This window comes from Nonomuraea mesophila (genome assembly GCF_004352805.1).
Lineage (GTDB): Bacteria > Actinomycetota > Actinomycetes > Streptosporangiales > Streptosporangiaceae > Nonomuraea > Nonomuraea longispora.
Genome location: NZ_SMLD01000119.1, coordinates 1 through 19,496 on the forward strand (window position 1 = coordinate 1; position 19,496 = coordinate 19,496).

At 71.3% G+C, this 19,496-nt stretch carries 19 protein-coding genes; 5 read left to right on the forward strand and 14 right to left on the reverse strand.

From position 1 onward, the window contains the following. Positions 1–234 precede the first annotated feature (234 nt). Positions 235–1,854, reverse strand: coding sequence for a chaperonin GroEL (gene groL, locus E1295_RS33460; RefSeq protein WP_132636754.1), 1,620 nt, complete (start codon positions 1,852–1,854; stop codon positions 235–237). A gap of 71 nt (positions 1,855–1,925) precedes the next feature. Then, the gene (groES, locus tag E1295_RS33465) at positions 1,926–2,237 is read right to left on the reverse strand and encodes a co-chaperone GroES (protein ID WP_043623565.1); all 312 of its coding nucleotides are present in this window, start codon (positions 2,235–2,237) and stop codon (positions 1,926–1,928) included. 314 nt (positions 2,238–2,551) lie between these two features. On the opposite strand from groES, the gene E1295_RS33470 reads away from it, so the two are divergent. The 3 genes from E1295_RS33470 to E1295_RS33480 all read left to right on the forward strand — a co-directional run bounded on the left by E1295_RS33470 (position 2,552) and on the right by E1295_RS33480 (position 6,745). Next, on the forward strand, positions 2,552–3,730 hold the full coding sequence (locus E1295_RS33470; protein WP_132636756.1) for a class I SAM-dependent methyltransferase: 1,179 nt from the start codon (positions 2,552–2,554) through the stop codon (positions 3,728–3,730). Positions 3,731–3,922: 192 nt separating this feature from the next. Then, positions 3,923–5,791 (forward strand): apolipoprotein A1/A4/E domain-containing protein, encoded by a 1,869-nt coding sequence (locus E1295_RS33475; protein WP_132636758.1) that lies wholly within the window; start codon positions 3,923–3,925, stop codon positions 5,789–5,791. A gap of 123 nt (positions 5,792–5,914) precedes the next feature. Further along, positions 5,915–6,745: a TIGR02452 family protein gene (locus tag E1295_RS33480; RefSeq protein ID WP_132636760.1), complete on the forward strand. Its 831-nt coding sequence runs from the start codon at positions 5,915–5,917 to the stop codon at positions 6,743–6,745. A 15-nt stretch (positions 6,746–6,760) separates the two neighbouring features. On the opposite strand, the gene tsaD is transcribed toward E1295_RS33480, so the two are convergent. The 12 genes from tsaD to E1295_RS33540 all read right to left on the reverse strand — a co-directional run bounded on the left by tsaD (position 6,761) and on the right by E1295_RS33540 (position 17,321). Further along, on the reverse strand, positions 6,761–7,792 hold the full coding sequence (tsaD, locus tag E1295_RS33485) for a tRNA (adenosine(37)-N6)-threonylcarbamoyltransferase complex transferase subunit TsaD (protein WP_132636762.1): 1,032 nt from the start codon (positions 7,790–7,792) through the stop codon (positions 6,761–6,763). After that, entirely contained in the window at positions 7,785–8,216 is a 432-nt protein-coding gene (gene rimI, locus E1295_RS33490) for a ribosomal protein S18-alanine N-acetyltransferase (protein ID WP_132636802.1), read from the reverse strand. The genes tsaD and rimI overlap by 8 nt, the downstream gene beginning before the upstream one ends. An 11-nt stretch (positions 8,217–8,227) precedes the next feature. Further along, positions 8,228–8,875: a tRNA (adenosine(37)-N6)-threonylcarbamoyltransferase complex dimerization subunit type 1 TsaB gene (gene tsaB, locus E1295_RS33495; protein WP_132636764.1), complete on the reverse strand. Its 648-nt coding sequence runs from the start codon at positions 8,873–8,875 to the stop codon at positions 8,228–8,230. An 87-nt stretch (positions 8,876–8,962) separates the two neighbouring features. Then, positions 8,963–9,892 carry an aminoglycoside phosphotransferase family protein gene (locus E1295_RS33500; protein ID WP_132636766.1) on the reverse strand — a complete coding sequence of 310 codons (930 nt, stop codon included), beginning with the start codon at positions 9,890–9,892 and terminating at the stop codon, positions 8,963–8,965. Positions 9,893–9,923: 31 nt separating this feature from the next. Next, positions 9,924–10,460 (reverse strand): class F sortase, encoded by a 537-nt coding sequence (locus E1295_RS33505; protein WP_166427526.1) that lies wholly within the window; start codon positions 10,458–10,460, stop codon positions 9,924–9,926. Between the two features lie 3 nt (positions 10,461–10,463). Then, positions 10,464–11,138, reverse strand: coding sequence for a hypothetical protein (locus E1295_RS33510; protein ID WP_132636768.1), 675 nt, complete (start codon positions 11,136–11,138; stop codon positions 10,464–10,466). Between the two features lie 167 nt (positions 11,139–11,305). Beyond that, complete coding sequence (gene tsaE / locus E1295_RS33515; protein WP_281284786.1) at positions 11,306–11,764, reverse strand: tRNA (adenosine(37)-N6)-threonylcarbamoyltransferase complex ATPase subunit type 1 TsaE; 459 nt, start codon at positions 11,762–11,764, stop codon at positions 11,306–11,308. Further along, positions 11,764–12,813, reverse strand: a complete 1,050-nt coding sequence (locus E1295_RS33520; RefSeq protein WP_132636770.1) for an alpha/beta fold hydrolase — start codon at positions 12,811–12,813, stop codon at positions 11,764–11,766. Before E1295_RS33520 ends, tsaE begins: the two co-directional genes overlap by 1 nt. A 20-nt stretch (positions 12,814–12,833) precedes the next feature. Beyond that, positions 12,834–13,982: an alanine racemase gene (alr, locus tag E1295_RS33525; RefSeq protein WP_132636808.1), complete on the reverse strand. Its 1,149-nt coding sequence runs from the start codon at positions 13,980–13,982 to the stop codon at positions 12,834–12,836. A gap of 104 nt (positions 13,983–14,086) precedes the next feature. Continuing rightward, complete coding sequence (locus tag E1295_RS33530) at positions 14,087–15,538, reverse strand: NAD(P)H-hydrate dehydratase (protein WP_132636772.1); 1,452 nt, start codon at positions 15,536–15,538, stop codon at positions 14,087–14,089. Between the two features lie 9 nt (positions 15,539–15,547). Beyond that, complete coding sequence (locus E1295_RS33535; protein WP_132636774.1) at positions 15,548–15,898, reverse strand: holo-ACP synthase; 351 nt, start codon at positions 15,896–15,898, stop codon at positions 15,548–15,550. Between the two features lie 10 nt (positions 15,899–15,908). Next, positions 15,909–17,321, reverse strand: coding sequence for an alkaline phosphatase PhoX (locus E1295_RS33540; RefSeq protein ID WP_132636776.1), 1,413 nt, complete (start codon positions 17,319–17,321; stop codon positions 15,909–15,911). A gap of 160 nt (positions 17,322–17,481) precedes the next feature. Here E1295_RS33540 and coaA point away from each other — a divergent pair, with 160 nt between their 5' ends. Together coaA and E1295_RS33550 are read left to right on the forward strand one after the other, a co-directional pair. Beyond that, positions 17,482–18,384 carry a type I pantothenate kinase gene (coaA, locus tag E1295_RS33545; protein ID WP_132636810.1) on the forward strand — a complete coding sequence of 301 codons (903 nt, stop codon included), beginning with the start codon at positions 17,482–17,484 and terminating at the stop codon, positions 18,382–18,384. Positions 18,385–18,553: 169 nt separating this feature from the next. Continuing rightward, entirely contained in the window at positions 18,554–19,480 is a 927-nt protein-coding gene (locus E1295_RS33550) for a DUF389 domain-containing protein (RefSeq protein ID WP_132636778.1), read from the forward strand. The last annotated feature ends 16 nt before the right edge of the window (positions 19,481–19,496 follow it).

Sequence of the window (19,496 nt, forward strand, 5' to 3'; positions counted from 1 at the left end):
CGCCAGGCCGCCACCCCCACAAGGCCACGACCCCACCCACGGAGCCGCCAGCGCCACAAGGCCACGAGCGTGCCGGTGGTGCCCCGCGAGCCGGAGGGCCCTGCCCCAGGGTCGGCGGCCGGGGTGTCGTGCGCCCCCGCGCACCAGAGCGCCGCACGGCCGCACCCCTGGAACGCCGAACGGCCCGCACTCCCCTATGGGGATGCGGGCCGTGACGTGAGGCGGGAGAAGCGGTCAGTGGCCGTGGCCGTGACCGTGACCCTGGCCATCGGCCGGGGCCTCCTCCTCGGGCTTGTCCACCACGAGCGCCTCGGTCGTGAGGAGCATGCCCGCGATCGAAGCCGCGTTCTGCACCGCCGACCGGGTCACCTTGACGGGGTCGATGACGCCCTGCGCGAGCAGGTCGCCGTATTCGCCCGTCGCGGCGTTGAGGCCGTGACCGGCCTCCAGCTCGGCGATCTTGTGGGTCACGACGTAACCCTCGAGACCGGCGTTCTCGGCGATCCAGCGGGCCGGCTCGACCAGCGCGCGGCGCACGATGGCGACGCCGGTGGCCTCGTCGCCGGTCAGCTCGAGGTCGTCGAGCCCCTTGGCGACGTGGATCAGGGCGGTGCCACCGCCGGAGACGATGCCCTCCTCGATCGCGGCGCGCGTCGCGGAGATCGCGTCCTCGAGGCGGTGCTTCTTCTCCTTCAGCTCGACCTCGGTGGCGGCACCGACACGCAGCACGCACACACCGCCGGCGAGCTTGGCCAGGCGCTCCTGCAGCTTCTCGCGGTCCCAGTCGGAGTCGGACTGCTCGATGGCAATCTTGATCTCCTTGACGCGGTCCTCGATGGCCTGCGCGTCACCGGCGCCGTCGACGATGGTGGTGTTGTCCTTCGTCACCACGATGCGGCGGGCCTGGCCGAGCACCTCGAGACCGACGTGCTCCAGCTTGAGGCCGATCTCCTCGCTGACGACCTGGCCGCCGGTGAGGATGGCCATGTCCTGCAGCATCGCCTTGCGGCGGTCGCCGAAGCCCGGGGCCTTGACGGCCACGGAGGTGAAGGTGCCGCGGATCTTGTTGGTGACCAGGACGGCCAGGGCCTCGCCCTCGACGTCCTCGGCGACCACGAGCAGCGGCTTCTTCGTCTGGGCGATCTTCTCCAGCAGCGGCAGGAAGTCCGCGATGGAGGCGATCTTGCCCTGGGTGAGCAGGATGTAGGCGTCCTCGAGGACGGACTCCATCCGCTCGGGGTCGGTCACCATGTAGGCCGACAGGTAACCCTTGTCGAACTGCATGCCCTCGGTGAACTCGAGCTCCATGCCCATGGCGTTGGACTCTTCGACGGTGAGCACACCGTCCTTGCCCACCTTGTCGAACGCCTCGGCGATCAGGTTGCCGATCTGCGCGTCCTGGGCGGAGATCGTCGCAACGTTGGCGATCTCCTTCTTGTCCTCGACCGGCCGGGCGGTGGCGAGCAGCTTGTCGCTGATCGCCTTGGCCGCCTTGTCGATGCCGCGCTTGAGCGACAGCGGCGAGGCGCCGGCCGCCACGTTGCGCAGGCCCTCGCGGACCATGGCCTGGGCCAGCACGGTGGCGGTGGTGGTGCCGTCACCGGCGATGTCGTTGGTCTTGGTGGCAACTTCCTTGGCCAGCTGGGCGCCGAGGTTCTCGTAGCGCTCCTCCAGCTCGACCTCACGAGCGATGGTCACACCGTCGTTCGTGATCGTCGGCGCACCGAACTTCTTGTCGATGACGACGTTGCGGCCACGCGGGCCAAGGGTCACCTTCACGGCGTCCGCGAGGGCGTTCACGCCACGCTCGAGTGAGCGGCGCGCGTCCTCGTCGAACGTCAGGATCTTCGCCATAGCTGAAAGTCCTCTCCTAGCGTCGAAAGCCCCGGTCGCCCCTTGGAGCGCCCGGGGCTCGACACACCGGCTTACTTCTCGATGATCGCGAGAACGTCGCGGGCGGAGAGCACGAGGTACTCCTCGCCGCCGTACTTGACCTCGGTGCCGCCGTACTTGCTGTAGAGGACGATGTCGCCCTCGGAGACGTCGAGCGGAATCCGCTTGTCGCCGTCCTCGTCCCAGTTGCCGGGGCCCACCGCGAGGACCTTGCCCTCCTGCGGCTTCTCCTTTGCGGTGTCCGGGATGACCAGGCCGGAAGCGGTGGTCTGCTCGGCCTCAAGCGGCTGGACCACAATGCGGTCGCCGAGCGGCTTAACGGGAACCTTGGTGGCGGTCGTCACGATCGGACCTCCCCTTCAGATTTGAATGATCTAGAAGAGGCGACCAGCTGGGCCTGCCGTCGCGGGTGTCAGACCTGCCTCGTCGCACGTTGGCACTCTCAAGGGGAGAGTGCCAACAGGAAACATATGCAAGAGGGGCTTGACAGTCAACACGAACGCGTCTGCTGAGAGCGATCACAGGGCCCGCGACCGTCCTCTACCAGGGTAATGGCTGGTCATACAGGACTTCGCGAAGTTTCTCCGGCCACGTGTCCGGCCGCGCGATTCGCGAGCCCGTGTCGCGCCGCCGCGCCGTGCCGCTAACGTCGTGCGACGTGGACCTCGACGCCTTCGACGAGCTGCTGACCCCGCGCGGGCGGCGGGCGCTGGCGGAGGCCGGTGAGCTCGCCGGCGCCGACCCGGTGGCCGCCGCCACGAGACTGCGCAGGACGTACGACGCGGCGCTCACCTCGGCGGCGCTCACCCAGGCGGCTCTCAGGGAGCGCGCCACGGCCAAGTTCGGCGAAGACGCCCGGTTGATGTACTTCACGCCGCACGGCCTGGAGCAGTCCACCAGGACGGAGGTCGCCGGGCACCGCGCCACCCGGCTGATCGCCGCTGGATCCCCCTCGCCCGAGGTCGTGGACGCCTGCTGCGGCATCGGCGGCGACCTGCTGGCGCTGGCCCGCGCGGGCTGCACCGTGGAGGCCGTCGACACCGATCCGCTGACCGCCGCCGTGGCCAGGGCCAACGCCGAGGCGCTCGGGCTGGCCGACCGGGTGACGGTGAGCGTGGCCGACGCGGCCGCCGTCGAACCGGAGCGTTACGACGTGCTCTTCGCCGATCCTGCACGGCGTACGAGCAGGGGCCGCACGTTCGACCCCATGGCCTACTCGCCGCCCTGGCCCGTGGTGCTCGGCCTCGTCTCCAGAGCCCGTACGGCCTGCCTCAAGGTCGCCCCCGGCATCCCCTACACGTTCATCCCCCCGGAGGCCGAGGCCGAGTGGGTGTCCTTCAAGGGCGAGGTGAAGGAGGCGACGCTCTGGACCGGCGCGGCCCGCGAGGCGGGCAGGCGGGCCACGCGCCTGCCGGGCGGCCACACCCTTGCCGCCACCGGCGTGGAGGCCGACACGGGCCCGGCCGGCCGCTACGTCTACGAGCCCGACGGCGCGGCCATCCGGGCGCACCTCGTGGGCGAGGTGGCCGAGCTGGTCGCCGGCCGCCTGCTCGATCCGATGATCGCGTACATCACGGGCGACGCTCCCGTGGACACCCCATGGGCCACGAGATACGAGATAGACGACGTACTTCCGTTCTCTCTGAAGAAACTACGCGCCGCACTCCGAGAGCGGAAAATCGGAAATGTCACTATCAAGAAGCGCGCCTCCGCCGTCGACATCGAACGCCTGCGCAGCGATCTGCGGCTCAAAGGGGATGAATCCGCGGTCGTCATCCTGACGCGCATTGCCGATAAACCATCGGCCATCATCTGTAACCAGCCATCCCCCATCTGAGCTGGCATTTCGGGCATTCTTCGGTTTCGATCGATCTTTGAATTCGCCGCTGACGTACCTTGATCAAAAGGCTAAGGTGGGCGGGCGGGAGTTCTCCCCCACTGCGGTTAACCGTGTTCTCGCTCTTTCATCTGCAAACCGGACCTACCCCACCGCTGCGCGGCAGACCGTCGGCGAGCGAAGGAGCTTTCGGTGGATCATTCCAACCACACCACCCTTCTTCAGGCAGGCGGCCATCTGGCCATCTCCGAGAGAATGCGAGACCTGCTGCAGCGCGCCTCCCAGGATCACGTCTACGAGCAGCGCACGCAGGGCGCCATGCTCGACGAGATCCGCCAGCGCCTGGAGGGCATGGAGTGGCTCCTGCGCGAGGTGCGCGAGCGCGAGCTCGGCGGGCTGAGCGGCACGCTGGAGGCGGTCAACGGGCGCCTCGACGACATCACCGCCAAGCCGCCGATGTGGGCCGAGGGCCTGGCGCAGCACGTGGAGGCGGTCCGCGACCACGTCGACGCCGTCGGCGAACGGGTGGGCGGCGTGGACGCCCGCATCGCCCCCGTGGCCGAGCTGCCCACCCTCCGGGCCGACGTCGGCACCGTGGGCGAGGGCGTCGACGAGGCGCTCGACCGCCTGAAGGCGGTGCTCGACACCGCCGACGGCATCACCAAGGGCATGTCCGACTTCGCCGCCCGGCTGACCACGCTCAGCACCAGCATGGAGGCCGCCGCCGGCCGCTTCACCCGGCTCGACCGGTCGATGGCCGACCTGGCCACCCGCACCGACCGCGTCGAGGGCGTGATCGGCGACCTGTCCGAGGGCGTCGCCGACTCGGCCGAGCAGCTGAGAGCCGGCCTCGACGCCGTCGAGCAGCGCGTGACGGCCCGGCTCGACGAGAGCGACCAGCGCCTGACCGCCCGCCTCGACGAGGCCGGCAAACACCTCACCACCCGGCTCGACGAGACCGACGAGCGGCTCACCGTGCGCCTGGAGGGCACCGACCGGCGCCTGACCGCCCGCCTCGACGAGACAGACCAGCGGCTGGCCCGCAGCCTCGTCGAGGCCGACGAGCGGCTCGCCATCCGGCTCAAGGAGGCCGACGACCAGTTCACCGGCCGCCTGTCCGACGTCGAGCAGCGGCTCACCGCGAGGCTCGACGAGACCGACCGCCATCTCGCCGTGCAGCTCGGCGAGAGCGAGCAGCGCCTGTTCGCCCGGCTCGGCGGCGTCGACGCCCGGCTCGAGCGGGCCGAGAGCACGCTGTCCGGCCTCGACGCCAAGGTCACCGACTTCGGCGGCCGGCTGGAGTCCGCCGGCGAGAGCCTGGCCGACATCGACACCAGGGTCGACGGCATCGACACCCGGCTGGGCGGCCTCGACAAGCACCTCACGTCGGTGGACGGCCGGCTCGGCGGGGTCGACAAGCGCCTGGGCGTCCTCGACGGCCACCTGGGCCGCCACGACGACCGCTTCGACGCGCTCGACGTACGCGTCGACGCCCGTTTCACCACGCTCGACGAGCGCATGGCCACCACCGAGCAGCGCGTCGGCGAGAGCACCACCCGCACCGAGGGCCGCTTCAACCGGCTCGACAGTCAGGTCGACGCCATCGACGAGCGTCTCGGCGAGGCCGAAGAGCACCTGAGCAGCCGCTTCGACGCCATCGACGGCCACCTCGGAGGGCTCGACAGCCGCTTCAACGTCCTCGACACCCACGTCAACGGCCTGGCCACCCGCGCCGCACAGGCCAGCGAGCACCTGGAGGCCGTCGACGACCGCATCGAGTCGGTCAGCCGGCGCGTCGGGCAGTTGCCCGAGGCCATCCCCGAGCGGGTCGGCGAGCTGATCCGCTCGCAGACCGGCGACCAGGCCGAGCGCCTCGCCGACGCCGCCAGTGCGCTGACCGAGCTGGTCCGCACCCGTCCCGACCGCGACGAGCTGACCGAGACGGTCACCGGCATCGTCCGGCCCGCCGCCGACGACCTCAACAAGCGGCTCGGGGCCCTGGAGGAGACCATGCTGGCGCTGGCCGAGGCCCTGCTACGCCCGACCAGGGCGAAAGACTGACCGCTCGCGCGGGCGTGCTCCGGCCTGCCCGCGCCCCACGTACGGCCCCTCCGGAGATCGGCGCGGTTCACCCCGGGATAAATCCCTCGCGACGGGGATCGTCTCGATGTCACCATGCGGATCATGAGTACCCGACTACGCGCGATCGCACAGGACACGGTCGCTATCGTCGAACACGGGGGTTACACCTCGCCAGGTGGCCAGTGGGTGTCTCTCGCCGACGACGTCGCCCAGGCTGTCGCGGGCACCCGGCTTCACCTTCCCGAGGACGACCTGGACACGGCCCTGTGCGATGCGGAGGCCGAGCAGGAGATGCCGGGTCCTCGCATCGAGGTCACGAATGAGTCCGCCCTGCAGGCGGCCCGGGCCATGGCGGGCGACGGCGGCGATGTGGCCTGCCTGGTCTTCGCCTCGGCCAAGAACCCCGGCGGCGGGTTCCTCAACGGCGCCCAGGCGCAGGAGGAGAGCCTGGCCAGGGCATCGGCGCTGTACGCCTGCCTCACCGCTGTCCCGCTGTTCTACGCCTACCACCGCGCCCAAGGCGACCTGCGCTACAGCGACCGGATCATCTATTCACCCGGTGTGCCGGTCTTCCGCGACGACAAGGGCCGACTGCTCGACGAGCCGTACCGCGTGGCGTTCCTGACCGCGGCCGCGCCCAACGCACGGGCCATCGCGCGCAACCAGCCGCAGGTCGCGGGCAGCATACCGGCCGCGCTGTGGCAACGGACGGTTCGTGTGCTCGACGTGGCGCAGGCCCATGGCCACCGCCGGCTGGTGCTCGGAGCGTGGGGGTGCGGGGTGTTCGGCAACGAGCCCCGGCTGGTCGCCGACACGTTCGGCCGGGCGCTGGTCACGCGCAACCGTTTCGACCACGTTCGCTTCGCCGTGCTGGATCGACAGCCTGGCACGCCGACCTACGCCGCGTTCGCCCGCGTCCTGTCCACGCTCTGATCCGGGAGTCGGCTCTCAGACGTGCACCGTCGTGATCGGCAGCGAGGAGTCGGCCGGGATCTCCAGGGTCGAAGGCGTGACTCCGGCCGCGACCAGGTCGGACCCGAGGGCCGCGACCATGGCGCCGTTGTCGGTGCAGAGCCCCGGCCGCGGCACCCGCAGGCGCACGCCGGCCGCCTCGCACCGCTCCCGCGCCAGCGCGCGCAGCCGGGAGTTGGCCGCCACACCGCCGCCGATCAGCAGGTCGTCCACCCCATATTTCCGGCACGCCTGCAGCGCCTTGCGGGTCAGTACGTCGACCACGGCCTCCTGGAACGAGGCGGCCACGTCGGGCACGTGCACGGCCTGCCCTGACGCCTCGCGGGCCTCGACCCAGCGCGCCACGGCCGTCTTGAGCCCGGAGAAGGAGAAGTCGAGCGTGCCGTCGTCGAGCTTGCCGCGGGGGAAGGCGATCGCCTCGCCGGAGCCCTCGCGGGCGGCCCTGTCGATGTGCGGCCCGCCGGGGAAGGGCAGCCCCAGCACGCGCGCCACCTTGTCGAACGCCTCACCGGCCGCGTCGTCCACGGTGGAGCCGAGCGAGATCACGTCTTCGGCGACGTCGGGCACGAGCAGCAGCGACGAGTGGCCGCCCGAGACGAGCATCGCGACGCACGGCTTGGGCAGCGGCCCGTGCTCCAGCTGGTCGACGGCGACGTGGGCGGCCAGGTGGTTGACGCCGTAGAGGGGCACGCCGAGGCCGAGCGCGTAGGACTTGGCCGCGGCGACCCCGACCAGCAGCGCGCCGGCGAGCCCCGGGCCGGCGGTCACGGCGACGGCGTCGATGTCGGAGAACGCGAGCCCGGCCTCTGACAGCGCCGCCTCCACGGTCGGCGTCATGGCCTCCAGGTGGGCGCGCGAGGCGACCTCGGGCACCACGCCGCCGAACCTCGCGTGCTCGTCCATGCTGGAGGCGATGGTGTTGGCCAGCAGGGTGTGGCCTCTGACGATGCCGATGCCGGTCTCGTCGCAAGAGGTCTCGATCCCCAGGACCAGCGGTTCGTCAGCCATCAAGCTTCCTTCTCATCATGATCGCGTCGGTGCCGTCGTCGTAGTAGCGGCGGCGGGTGCCGATCTCCTCGAACCCGAAGTGCCGGTAAACCGTCTGCGCGCGTGCGTTGTCGGCGCGTACTTCGAGGAAGATCTCGCGCGCTCCCCTGCGGTGGGCCTCGGCCAGCAGTTCGGTGAGCATCGCGCTGCCGACGCCGGTGCCCTGGTGTTTCTCCAGCACGGCGATGGTCTGGACGTCGGCCTGGTCGGCCGCGGCGGCGAGCCCGGCGTAGGCCACGATCTCGTCGTCGACCAGGGCCACCACGTAGTGGCGCGAGCGCGGCATGTCGGCCAGTTCGCCGCGCATCATGCCCTCGCTCCAGGCGTCGAGCGGGAACGTGGCCTGTTCGATCGCCATGACCGCCGGCAGGTCGGCCTCGGTCATCAGCCTGAGCCTCACGCCGTCACCCTCTTCGGCGCGCCCGGCACCACGGCGTCGGGCCTGCGCAGGTAGATCGGGCGGGGCGGGTCGAGCGGGACGCCCTCGGTGAGCCGCTCGGCCGCGAGCGCGGCCAGCGCCCCGGCGCTCGGGTAGGGGGACTCGCCACTCAGCTCTCCCAATATGTCGGGATAAAGCGCGGCACCGGCTCCCACGACCGGCAGCCCCTCCACCGGCACCTCGGCGGGCCGGTTGACGAACGGCCCCTCGACCCGGGTGCGCAGGTCGGCATAGCGCGCCCAGAACACCTCTTTGCGCCGCGCGTCGGTGGCCACCAGGAACGGCTCCGACAGACCGCTGCCGAAGGCGAGCGCGTCGAGCGTGCACACGCCGTAGGAGGGCACGCCCAGCGTGGTGGACAACCCCTGCGCGGTCATCAGGCCGACCCGCAGCCCGGTGTAGGGCCCGGGACCGCTGCCCGCCACGACGGCCGTGACGTCGCGCACCGAGACTCCCGACTCGGCCAGGACCCGTTGGACGGCGGGGGCGAGCAGCTCACCATGGCGCCGGGCGTCGATCGTCGTCGACTCGGCGAGCACCCGCTCCCCGTCGTGGAGGGCGGCGGTGACGGCGGGTGTCGCGGTATCAAAGGCCAGGACCAGCACGACTGTTTAGCGTACCCGCCGCCAGGGTCTCTCCCGGCCGTAAGCCGGCACAAGCCCGTACGCCCCCACAGGGCCGTGGGAGGGCCGTCAGGCCCAGCCCGTACGCCGCCGCAGCCAGTCGAGCGCCACCACGCCCTGCGCCCGCTGGAACGCCCTGACCGTGGGCAGGCCCGGCGGGCCGGGCAGCCGGCCGTGACGGACGAGGTAGCCGGCCACGGCCGCGACCACCGCGGTGACGGCGGGATCGGGATCGGTGAACAGCTCGTACGGGGGCGGCCCGCCCTGCATCCCGACCGACGGCAGCAGGCCCACCCGGTCGAACCAGGGCACGCCCAGGCAGGCCCACGGCCAGTCGACGAAGTGGACCCGGTCGTCGGTGAGCAGGATGTTGTCGGCCCGCACGTCGGCGTGGACCAGGGTGTTTCCCGCCGCGGCGGCGACCCAGCCCGACTCCAGCCCGGCCAGCGCGTCGAGGTGGCGCAGCGCCCACGGGTCGAGGCCGGTCGTGTCCTCGCCGAGCAGCCTGCGCCACCCGTCGAACGACGAGCCGAACGTGGTGCCGATCCGCGGCAGGTCGATCGGGGAGGGGGTGAGCGCGGCCGACAGCTCGTCGAGGGCGGCCAGCACCCGGTCGAGCTGGTCGCGCCGCCACGGCAGCTCGGGATGCGCGCCGTCGACGTCCTCGAAGACCAGCGCCACCCAGCCGTCCAGCTCGATGCCCGTCAGCAGGCGGGGGGCGGGCACGTCCGCGGGGAGCGCGGCGGTGATCCTCAGCTCGTCCTGGTAGATGCGTACGGAATCGGCGTTCGGCTCGGGGCCGACGGCCTTGACGAACGCCCGCCTGCCGCCTTCGGTGCGCAGGCGTACGGCGGCGGCCGGCGAGAAGCCGCCGGGCTGCGTCGTCGCCTCGGCCACGGGCCCGCCGAGGAACCGTTCGACCGCCGCGCGCACCGGCGGGTGCACGTCGTGCCATGGCACCCGGACGCCGGACGCGGGCGGGTTGCTCTCCGCGTTCATGTCTTCATCATCCCGGAGGGCGCAACCGGTTTCAGGCGGGGGACGCGTACACGATGATGTTGTCCAGGTATTCGCCCTTGGCGTAGTCGAATTTTCCGCCGCAGGTGACCAGCTTCAGGCCGTCCTCGACGTAGACCCGCTTGGCGGGGAACTTGTCCTTGTGCACCTGCTCGACGCCGTCCACCTTGAACGTCACCGTCTTGCCGTCGCTGCGTTCCACCTTGACGGTCTCGCCCTTGCGTAAGTTCCGCAGCTTGTAGAACACGGCGGGCTCCGTCTTGGTGTCGACGTGGCCGATGATGACCGAGGCGCCCTTCTCCCCCGGCACGGCGCTGCCGGTGAACCAGCCGGCCATCTTGGGCTTCTCGTAGGGCGGCAGCTCGACCTCGCCGTTCTTCAGCAGGTCGAGCTCCATCAGCGGGGCCTCGACGTCGATCGACGGGATGTCGATGCTCTCCGGGACGACGGCTTTCGCGGGGGTGGTGCCGGTCTTGAGGTTGTTGCCGAACGCGACCAGCAGCAGTCCCGTCACGGCGCCCGCGAGCACCACCCGTCCTGGACGGGCCATGGTCTATGCCTTACGGCGCTTGACCGCTATGCCGACGCCTGCGGCCAGCGCCAGTGCGATCAGCGCGCCGACGGGGCCGAGCGGGATCGACGACTCGTCGCCGGCGTCCTTCGCGTACGTGCCGCCGCCGCCCGCCTTGGGCGCCTTGGTGGGCACGCCGGTCGGGTCGTCGTCGGGCTCGGCCCTGACGACCCTGAGCGTGGCCCTGCCCATGTCGTTGGTGCCGTCGCACTTGACGTCGACACGGTAGCTGCCGCGCCGGACCGTACCGGAGACCTGGGCCTCGCCGCGCACCCAGGGCGAGCCGTTGGCCGGCGAGGCGGTCGGGGTGGGGGTGACCGACGCCGCGGGGACCGGGTTGAGCGTGACGCCGTTGATGAACGCCTTGGACGTGGCCGTGCCGGTGTGGGCGGGCCCGCCGGTCGGGACCGGGCAGTTGGCGAGGATCCACACCGTGGACGTCTCGCCCGCGGTGACGCGGTCGGGGTTGAGCTGCACCGAGATGGTCTGCCTGGCCGCACTGGCGCTCGGGCTGCCGCTGGCCGTCGGGGCCGCGGTGGTGCCGCTCGCCGTGGGGGTGGGTGTCGTTGTCGGATCCGCTTCGGCCGAGGCTGTGCAGCCGGTCAGACCGAGAATGACGATGGCTCCCGCGTACGCGACTCGCCTGTCCCTGAGCACCGGCCGCACCCCACTTTGCCGTCTTGCACCCCAGCATCCACCAAAGAGATGGACGTCGCCCCTCCTGATACCCAGAAATTCTGGGCGAACCCTAGCCAACGATCATGATTTCCATCATCGCCCGGGTACGTCAAGGGTGCCAGTATTGCCGGAGCTTGACCGCCGTTTTACTCTTCCGGCGGCTCAGACGGCGTGTCGGCCCATCGCCCGCCCACGCCGCGCAGGGTCACGACGCGGGCCTCGTCGCCCGCCTCGCGGTCGATGTGGATCTCCAGCCGGTCGTCGGCCAGGCCCTCCACGAGCCCCTCACCCCATTCGACGACGGTGACCGACTCCTCCAGCGAGGCGTCCAGGTCGAGGTCGTCCACCTCCAGGTCGCCGCCCAGCCGGTAGGCGTCGACGTGGACGAGCGGCGGCCCCCCGCGCAGCGACGGGTGCACCCTGGCGATCACGAACGTGGGCGAGGTGATCGGGCCGCGTACTTTGAGCCCTTCCGCGATGCCCTGCACGAGCGTGGTCTTGCCGGCGCCGAGCGGGCCTGACAGGACGAGCAGGTCTCCGGGGCGCAGCCGCGCGGCCAGGCGGGCGCCGTAGGCGCGCATGTCCTCCGGGGTGGCCAGCCGCACTAGAGCTCCACCCTCTTCACCAGGTCGCGCAGCGCGTCGTTGACGATGCCCGGACGCTCCAGCTGGATCAGGTGGGAGGTGTCGGGCACCTCGGTGAGCTGCGCCTTGGGCAGCGCGGCCGCGATCGCCCTGCTGTGCTCGGGCGGGGTCAGCCAGTCGCCGTCGCCCACCAGGATCGCGGTGGGCACCGGGTCGAGCACGTGCAGCGCGGAGAGCTTGTCGTGGTTCATCAGCGCGGGGTAGAAGTCGGCGACCACCTCGGTCGGCGTCGCCCTGATCATGGACTCGGCGAAGTCGACCAGGGTCGGGCTGACGTTCCTGGAGTCACCGAAGCCCATGTAGCGGGTGATGAGGAAGGCGATGTCGCTGCCCACGTTGCGGGTGCGGTCGACCAGCGCGCCGCGCTTGCCCAGCAACGACACCGTGGTGGGGGCCATCTTGTGCACGACCTTGGACAGCAGCGCGGGCAGGCCGAGGGTGATCTCGGCCAGCTTGCCCGCCGAGGTCGCGACGAGCGCGGCCGCGCGGATCTTCTCGCCGAACAACCCGGGATGGCGGTCGGCCAGCGCCATGATCGTCATGCCGCCCATGGAGTGGCCCACGAGCACGCAGGGGCCGGGCACGTAGGCGTCGATCACCTCGGCCAGGTCGTCGCCCAGCCGGTCGATCGTGCTGTCGTCGGAGCCGCCGCGCTGCGAGCGGCCGTGGGAGCGCTGGTCCCACAGCACGAGCCGGTAGTTCTCCCGCAGGTCCTTGCGCTGGTAGTGCCAGGACTCCAGGCTGAGGCAGTAGCCGTGGCAGAAGACGACGGTCAGCGGCGCGTCGTCGGGGCCGTCGATCTCGACGTGCAGGGCCTTGCCGTCGGAGGTGACGAGCGTGCGCTCCCTGCCCCGCAACTCGCCGAACGGCTCGCTCGCCTCGTCATCGGGGCGCAACCTGATGCGGCCGACCGCGTAGCGCTTGGCCAGCGCCGCCGCCGCGACACCGGCGGAAGCCGCACCGACGAGCGCGCCGGCGATCCCTACCCTGCGCCGTCTTGTCGTCGTCATCTCCCCGACCCTTCTCCCGCTCATGCCCGCCGCGAGGTGCCCCGGGCCCTGTGCTGGTAGACCCGCGGCACACGCGAACCGATCCTGGTCACGATCTCATGCGTGATCGTGCCGAGAGTATCCGCCCACTCCTGAGCGGTCGGCTCGCCCCTGTCGCCCGGCCCGAACAGCACGATCTCGTCTCCGGCCGACAGAGGGTCGTCGCCCATGTCGATCATGAACTGGTCCATGCACACCCGGCCGGCGATCGTCCTGCGCCGCCCGCCCGCGAGGACCTCCGCCTCACCCGTCGCGTGCCGCAGAACGCCGTCGGCGTATCCGAGCGGCACGAGGGCGAGCGTCGTCTCGCGCTCGGTGACGTAGAGGTGGGCGTAGGACACTCCGGAGCCCTCGGGGACCCGCTTGACCAGCCCTGCCTGGGCCACCAGCGTCATGGCCTGCCTGAGGCCGAAGTCGCCCAGCTCGGGCACGGGGCTCAGGCCGTAGAGGGCGATGCCGGGCCTGACCAGGTCGTAGCGGGCCTCGGGCAGCGTCACGGTGGCGGCGGAGTTGGCGATGTGCCTGATCACGTGAGAGCCGGCCGCGCCCGCCTGCTCGGCGAGCTTCAGCGCCGCCTCGAACGCCTCCAGCTGCCGCGCGATCGACGGATGGCCGGGGATGTCGGCGCAGGCGAAGTGGGACCAGAGACCGGCGATCTCGATGACGCCCTCGGCCTGCAGCCGCAGCGCCCCCGCCAGCAGCGCCGGCCAGGCGGCGGCCGGGCAGCCGCCCCTGCTCATGCCGGTGTCGGCCTCCAGGTGCAGCTTCGCGGTGCGGCCGGTGCGCCGTGCGGCGGCGGCGATCTCGCCGAGCATGCCCTCGTCGGAGGCCGACAGCTCGACGTCGGCCCGCAGCGCCTCGTCGAGCGGCTCTCCCGAGGTGACGAGCCAGGACAGGATCGGCGCCGTCACGCCGGCCTCGCGCAGCGCGAGCGCCTCCCTGACGAACGCGGTGCCGAGCCGGCTCGCGCCTCCCTCCAGGACCGCCTCGGACGCGGGCACCAGGCCGTGACCGTAGGCGTCGGCCTTGACGGCGCCCATCAGCTCCGCGCCGCCGGCCCGCTCCTTGAGCAGGGCCACGTTGTGCCTGATCGCGGCCAGGTCGACCCGAGCCTGCGCGGGCGTGGCCATCGGGGAGTACATCCTTCCAGTGTGGCAGGTCACGTACGTGGTCGAGCGCGATTTTCACCCCTCCCGACCTCGGCGGCGAAGACTTTCGCCACCGGGTCGCACGCTCAGGCCGTGGCGCCGCTCACCGCGCGGATGGCCTCGGGGACGGCGCCGGCCACGTCGGCCGCCGTCAGCGGCGCGCCGCGGGCGGCCAGCCGCCCGGCCAGCCCGTGCAGGTAGGCCCCGCAGGACGCCGCGTCGTAGCAGCTCAGCCCCTGGGCGAGCAGCGAGCCCGCCACCCCGGACAGCACGTCGCCCGTGCCTCCTGTGGCCAGCCACGGCGAGCCGGTGACGTTGACCCGTACCGGCCGCGCGTCCTCCGCCACCACCGTGGTCGAGCCCTTGAGCAGCACGGTCACGCCCAGCTCCGCCGCCGCCCTGCGGGTGTACTCCAGCCGGGCCGCCTCGATGTCGTCGCGCTCGGCCCTGATCAGCCGCGCCAGCTCGCCCGCATGCGGGGTGATGAGCACGGGCGCGCCGCGGCGCAGCAACGACCGGTCCCTGGCCACCAGCGTCAGCCCGTCGGCGTCGATCAGGACGGGCACGGTGGAGGCCAGCACCCTGGCCGCCAGTTCGTGCGCCCGGTCGTCGGTGCCGAGTCCCGGCCCGAGCACCCACGCCTGCACCCGCCCGACGCCCTCGATCGAGGGCCGGTCCAGCTCGGTGACGACCGCCTCCGGCCAGTGCCTGCGCACCTGCGCGACCGGCGCGTGCGTCCCCGCGTAGCGCACCATGCCCGCGCCCGCGCGCAGCGCGCCGCCCACGGCGAGCACGGCGGCGCCGGTGTACAGGTCGCTGCCCGCCGCGATCCCCACGACTCCCCTGCGGTACTTGTCCGACTCGTGGGCCGGCCGCGGCAGCAGCAGGTCGACGTCGCCACCGGTCAGGGCCGCCACGTCGGGATCGGGCAGGTGGTCGCCGAGCCCGATGTCGATCAGCTCGACCCGGCCCGCGCAGGCCGCGCCGGGATCGACGAGCAACCCGGTCTTGTACGCCCCCATCGTCACGGTCGCCTTGGCCCGCACGGCCGCGCCGGGCACCTGGCCGCTGCTCGCGTCGACCCCGCTCGGCACGTCGACCGCGACGATCGCGCCGCGGGCGGCGTTCGCCCGGACCGCCAGCTCCGCGTACGGCTCCCGCAACGCCCCCGCCGCCCCGATGCCGACCAGCCCGTCGATGATCAGGTCCGCGTCGTCGATCGCCGCCCGGTCGACGACCCGGCCGCCCGCCCGCCTGAACGCCGACAGGCCCGCCTCGTGGATCTTGGACCCGGCCGGCACGGCGCCCACCCGGGCCCCGCGCCGGGCCAGCCGTTCGCCCGCGTAGAGGGCGTCGCCGCCGTTGTCGCCGCTGCCGACGAGGAGCACGACGCGCTTGCCGTACACGCGGCCGAGGAGGTCGGCGCAGACGGCGGCGAGCCCCCACGCGGCCCGCTGCATCAGCGTGCCCTCCGGCAGGAGGGCCATGAGCGCGTGCTCGGCGCCACGGATCTGTTCGGCGGTGTAGGCGGTGCGCATGATCCGAAGTTATCCCTCCGCGATCACGTAAGCCACGGCGACGCCCGCGTCATGGCTGAGTGACAGGTGCCAGCGTCTGACCCCGAGCTCGTGCGCCACCTCCGCGGCCCGCCCGGTGATCACGAGTTCGGGCTTGCCGAGGTCGTCGCAGCAGACCTCCGCCTCCTGGTGCCCCAGCCCTCGGGGAGCGCCGAGCGCCTTGGCCACGGCCTCCTTGGCGGCGAACCTGGCCGCCAGCGACTGCACCGGCAGCGGCCGCTCGGCCTCGGTGAACAACCGCTCGCGCAACCGCGGCGTGCGGCGGAGCGTCGCCTCGAAGCGGGAAATGTCCACGATGTCCACCCCGATGCCCACGATCACCGCACCAAGCCTAGAACAGCCCCTTCTCCCATGGTCCCCAGATGGCGATCGACATGCCGTGTTCGGCCTGGACGTTGACGTAGAGCGTGTGACCGCCCGGTCCGAACGTGGAGCCGGCGAACTCGGCCCCGGCGTCTCCGGGGATCGGCTCCAGACGGCAGAAGTCGAAGATCTCCCCCGACCTGGTGAGCCCGCGCAGGAAGTTGGCGCCGTCGCCGTCCTCGCACAACACCAGCGTGCCGCGGCGGCTGACCGTCACGTTGTCGGGCAGGTCGAGCACCTCCGAGCGCGGCGACTCGTAGGCGAGCTTGAGCCGGTGGCTCCACGTCTCGTACGCCCAGACCTGTCCCCGTCCCTTGCCGAACCCGTCGGGCGGGGTGTCGCCGGACGCGGTGGCCCCGCCCTGGGTCGAGACGAAGTAGACCGTCCCCTGGTGGTAGACCGCGCCCTCCAGCCGGGAGAAGATCGCCGCGCCGGCCTCCCTGCCCTGCCGGCCCACGGCCTGGACGGCCTCGTCGTTGGAGGGCGTGCCCGTGAAGCGGGGGTCGGGGTCGTCGATGTCCACCCACGTGACGGCGTAGGAGACGCCCGGCTCCTGGCCCGTGGACAGGTCCTTGTGCCTGGCACCCTTGACGGCGAGCATCTGCAACCTGCCGCCGTCGAGCAGGCGCCCGGCCACGGCGGGGTGCCTGGGCGGGAGATAGCGGTAGAAGCCCGACGGGAAGCCGAAGTTGTCCTCGGTGAGGTAGATCGCGCCCGTGGAGGGGTCGAAGGCCGCCGACTCGTGCGGGAAACGTCCGGCCGACCTGATCGGCCGGGCGTCGGCCGGGTGCCGGAGCGGCACCTCGAAGATGTAGCCGTGCGGGCGGGTGAGCTTGGAGTTGTCGCCGCCGGAGAAGTCGTCGCCCACGTCGGGGCCGTTGACCGTCTCCTCGCACGTCACCCATGCGCCCCATGACATGGGGCCGCCGGAGCAGTTCATCATGGTGCCGCTGAGCGAGGGACCGCTTCTGATCACCTCGCCGTAGCGGGTGACCTGCAGCGTCGAGGTGCCGCCTCCTGCCATGGGGTCGTAGGCCCTGCCCTTGTCGCCGAACGCGCCGACGGGGCCGTTGACCTCGTGGTTGCGGACCAGTACGGCGCTGCCCCTCGGCCCGGCGAAGGCGGCCATGCCGTCGTGCCTGCCGGGCACGGCCGAGCCGTCGCTGAACGTCGCACCCGCGGGGCTGAACGAGCGGTATCTGAACCCGTCGGGCAGGTGCAGCCGTACCTTGCCGTCACGCAGGTCCCGCGCGGAACGCAGCGGCCCGTACGCGCGGACCGGCTTCACCCCTCCCTGAGCGCCCGCGCAGGCCACCCCGGCGAAGGGGCCCGCGATTCCGGCTGTGGCGATCACGCTGGTGATGAAACGACGACGGTCCACGAAAGCCTCCCGCCGCAACAGTAACCCCCGGCAAACCTTCGCATACCGGATTCGGCGCTGATCTGCGGCCGCTGTCCACACCCTGTGGACAGCCGGTCCGCGCCCCGCCAAGATCCGCTCTTTCGCCGATCGCTACGCTGCCTAGGTGAACAACGGCTACGTGGAACTGAGCAGGGAGCAGTGGAGCGAGCTCCGCAAGAACACGCCCTTGACTCTCACCGCAGACGAGCTGGAAGAGCTGCGCGGCGTCGACGACCCCATCGACCTGACCGAAGTCACCGACATCTACCTCCCGCTGACCCGGCTGCTGAACCTGCACTTCACCGGGTCCAAACAACGCAGCAGCGTGCTGAGCGCCTTCCTCGGGCGTGACGAACAGCGCGTGCCGTACATCCTGGGCATCGCAGGCAGCGTCGCGGTCGGCAAGTCGACGACGGCGCGGTTGTTGCACACCCTTCTCGCCCGCTGGCCCGAGCACATGCACGTGGAGCTGATCACCACCGACAGTTTCCTCTACCCGAACGCGGTGCTCGAGCAGAAGGGCATCATGCACCGCAAGGGCTTCCCTGAGAGCTATGACCGGCGGGCGCTGGTCAGGTTCGTGGCGGAGGTCAAGGCCGGGGCCGCGGAGACGCGGGCGCCCGTCTACAGCCACCTCGAGTACGACATCGTCCCCGGCGCCCACCAAACCGTGAAAAGTCCGGACATCTTGATCATCGAGGGCCTGAACGTCCTCCAGCCCGCCCCTCCCACCTCCCTCGCCGTCAACGACTACTTCGACTTCTCCATCTACGTCGACGCCAAGGTCGAGTACATCCGCACCTGGTACGTCGAACGTTTCCACAAGCTCCGCCGGACCGCCTTCGAGGACCCGAAGTCGTACTTCCGGCACATCGCGGAACTGTCGTACGACGAGGCCACGGAGTTCGCGGTCAACGTCTGGCGCGACATCAACGAACGTAACCTCGTCGAGAACATCGCCCCCACCAGAGGCCGCGCCGACCTCGTGCTCAAGAAGGCCGCCGATCACTCGGTGCAACGCGTACGGCTCCGCCAGACCTGAACGCCTCCTCGAACACGAAGCGTGCGAACCTGCCCCCGCACTCCTGGTCGTCGATGCCGGCGAACCAGCACTCCTCACCCTGATCGTGGCAGTTGAAGCGGCACATGCGAGGAACCCTCGCGTGCGCCGGTCAAAAGCCCGTCAACGTCCGATCGACGACAATGGCCGGATGCTGCACCTACGGCTGATCAGCCCGCCCTCACACGCCGAGGAGGTGACGGCGGTGTTGGAGGACTGCCCCGGCGTCACCAACATCGTCGTCCTCGCCGGGGCGGCCCGCCTGCCGAGCGGCGACGTGATCCTCTGCGACACCGCCAGGGAGGGGGCCAACGAGGTGCTGGGCCGGCTCAAGTGGCTGGAGGAGGAGGGCTCGATCGCCATCGAGCACGTCGACCTGTCGTTGTCCAAGACGGCCGACGAGGCGGTCGAGGAGGCGCCGGGCGAGCCCGACGACGCGGTCATCTGGGAGGAGTTCGCGCACCGCGTGCAGGGCGAGTCGGGTGTCACGTGGGCGTTCCTGGTCTTCCTCGCCATCGCCACGCAGCTGGCGGGCATCGGCGTACTCCAGGACTCCCTCATCCTGATCATCGGCGGGATGGTGCTCAGCCCGGAGTTCGGCCCGGTCGCGGCCGTCTGCTTCGGGCTGCTGCGCGGCAGGTGGCGGCTGGTCGTGCACGCGCTGCGCACGTTGTTCACGGGGTTCGCGGTGGCGATCGCCGTCACCTTCGCCTGCGCCCTCGTCTCTCACTGGCTCGGCTGGATCGGCCCCGGCGACCTCGCCACCGGCGAGGAGGTCAGGTTCATCGTCACCCCCGACCGGTGGTCGTTCATCGTGGCGCTGCTCGCGGGCGTGGCCGGGGTGTTGTCGATCACGGCGGGCAAGTCGACGGCCCTGATCGGCGTGTTCATCTCGGTCACCACGGTGCCGGCCGCCGGCTACCTGGCCGTCGCGCTCGCACTCGGCCAGTGGTCGCAGGTCGCGGGCTCGGTGTCGCAACTGTCGATGAACGTGGCCGGCATGATCGTCGCGGGCACCGTCACCCTGGCGGTCCAGCGCAAATTCTGGCCTCAAGTAGGACGTCGTTCATCCGTGTGAACGAGGCCACAGCGCT

Bases quoted from the DNA above. Each gene is read 5' to 3' on its own strand.
- alr (WP_132636808.1), bottom strand. From the start codon at position 13,982: ATGGCCACGCCCGCGCAGGCTCGGGTCGACCTGGCCGCGATCAGGCAC.
- E1295_RS33530 (WP_132636772.1), bottom strand. From the start codon at position 15,538: ATGCGCACCGCCTACACCGCCGAACAGATCCGTGGCGCCGAGCACGCG.
- E1295_RS33520 (WP_132636770.1), bottom strand. From the start codon at position 12,813: ATGACGACGACAAGACGGCGCAGGGTAGGGATCGCCGGCGCGCTCGTC.
- E1295_RS33480 (WP_132636760.1), top strand. From the start codon at position 5,915: ATGAGTACCCGACTACGCGCGATCGCACAGGACACGGTCGCTATCGTC.
- E1295_RS33500 (WP_132636766.1), bottom strand. From the start codon at position 9,892: ATGAACGCGGAGAGCAACCCGCCCGCGTCCGGCGTCCGGGTGCCATGG.
- tsaD (WP_132636762.1), bottom strand. From the start codon at position 7,792: ATGGCTGACGAACCGCTGGTCCTGGGGATCGAGACCTCTTGCGACGAG.
- E1295_RS33505 (WP_166427526.1), bottom strand. From the start codon at position 10,460: ATGGCCCGTCCAGGACGGGTGGTGCTCGCGGGCGCCGTGACGGGACTG.
- E1295_RS33550 (WP_132636778.1), top strand. From the start codon at position 18,554: ATGCTGCACCTACGGCTGATCAGCCCGCCCTCACACGCCGAGGAGGTG.
- rimI (WP_132636802.1), bottom strand. From the start codon at position 8,216: ATGACCGAGGCCGACCTGCCGGCGGTCATGGCGATCGAACAGGCCACG.
- groL (WP_132636754.1), bottom strand. From the start codon at position 1,854: ATGGCGAAGATCCTGACGTTCGACGAGGACGCGCGCCGCTCACTCGAG.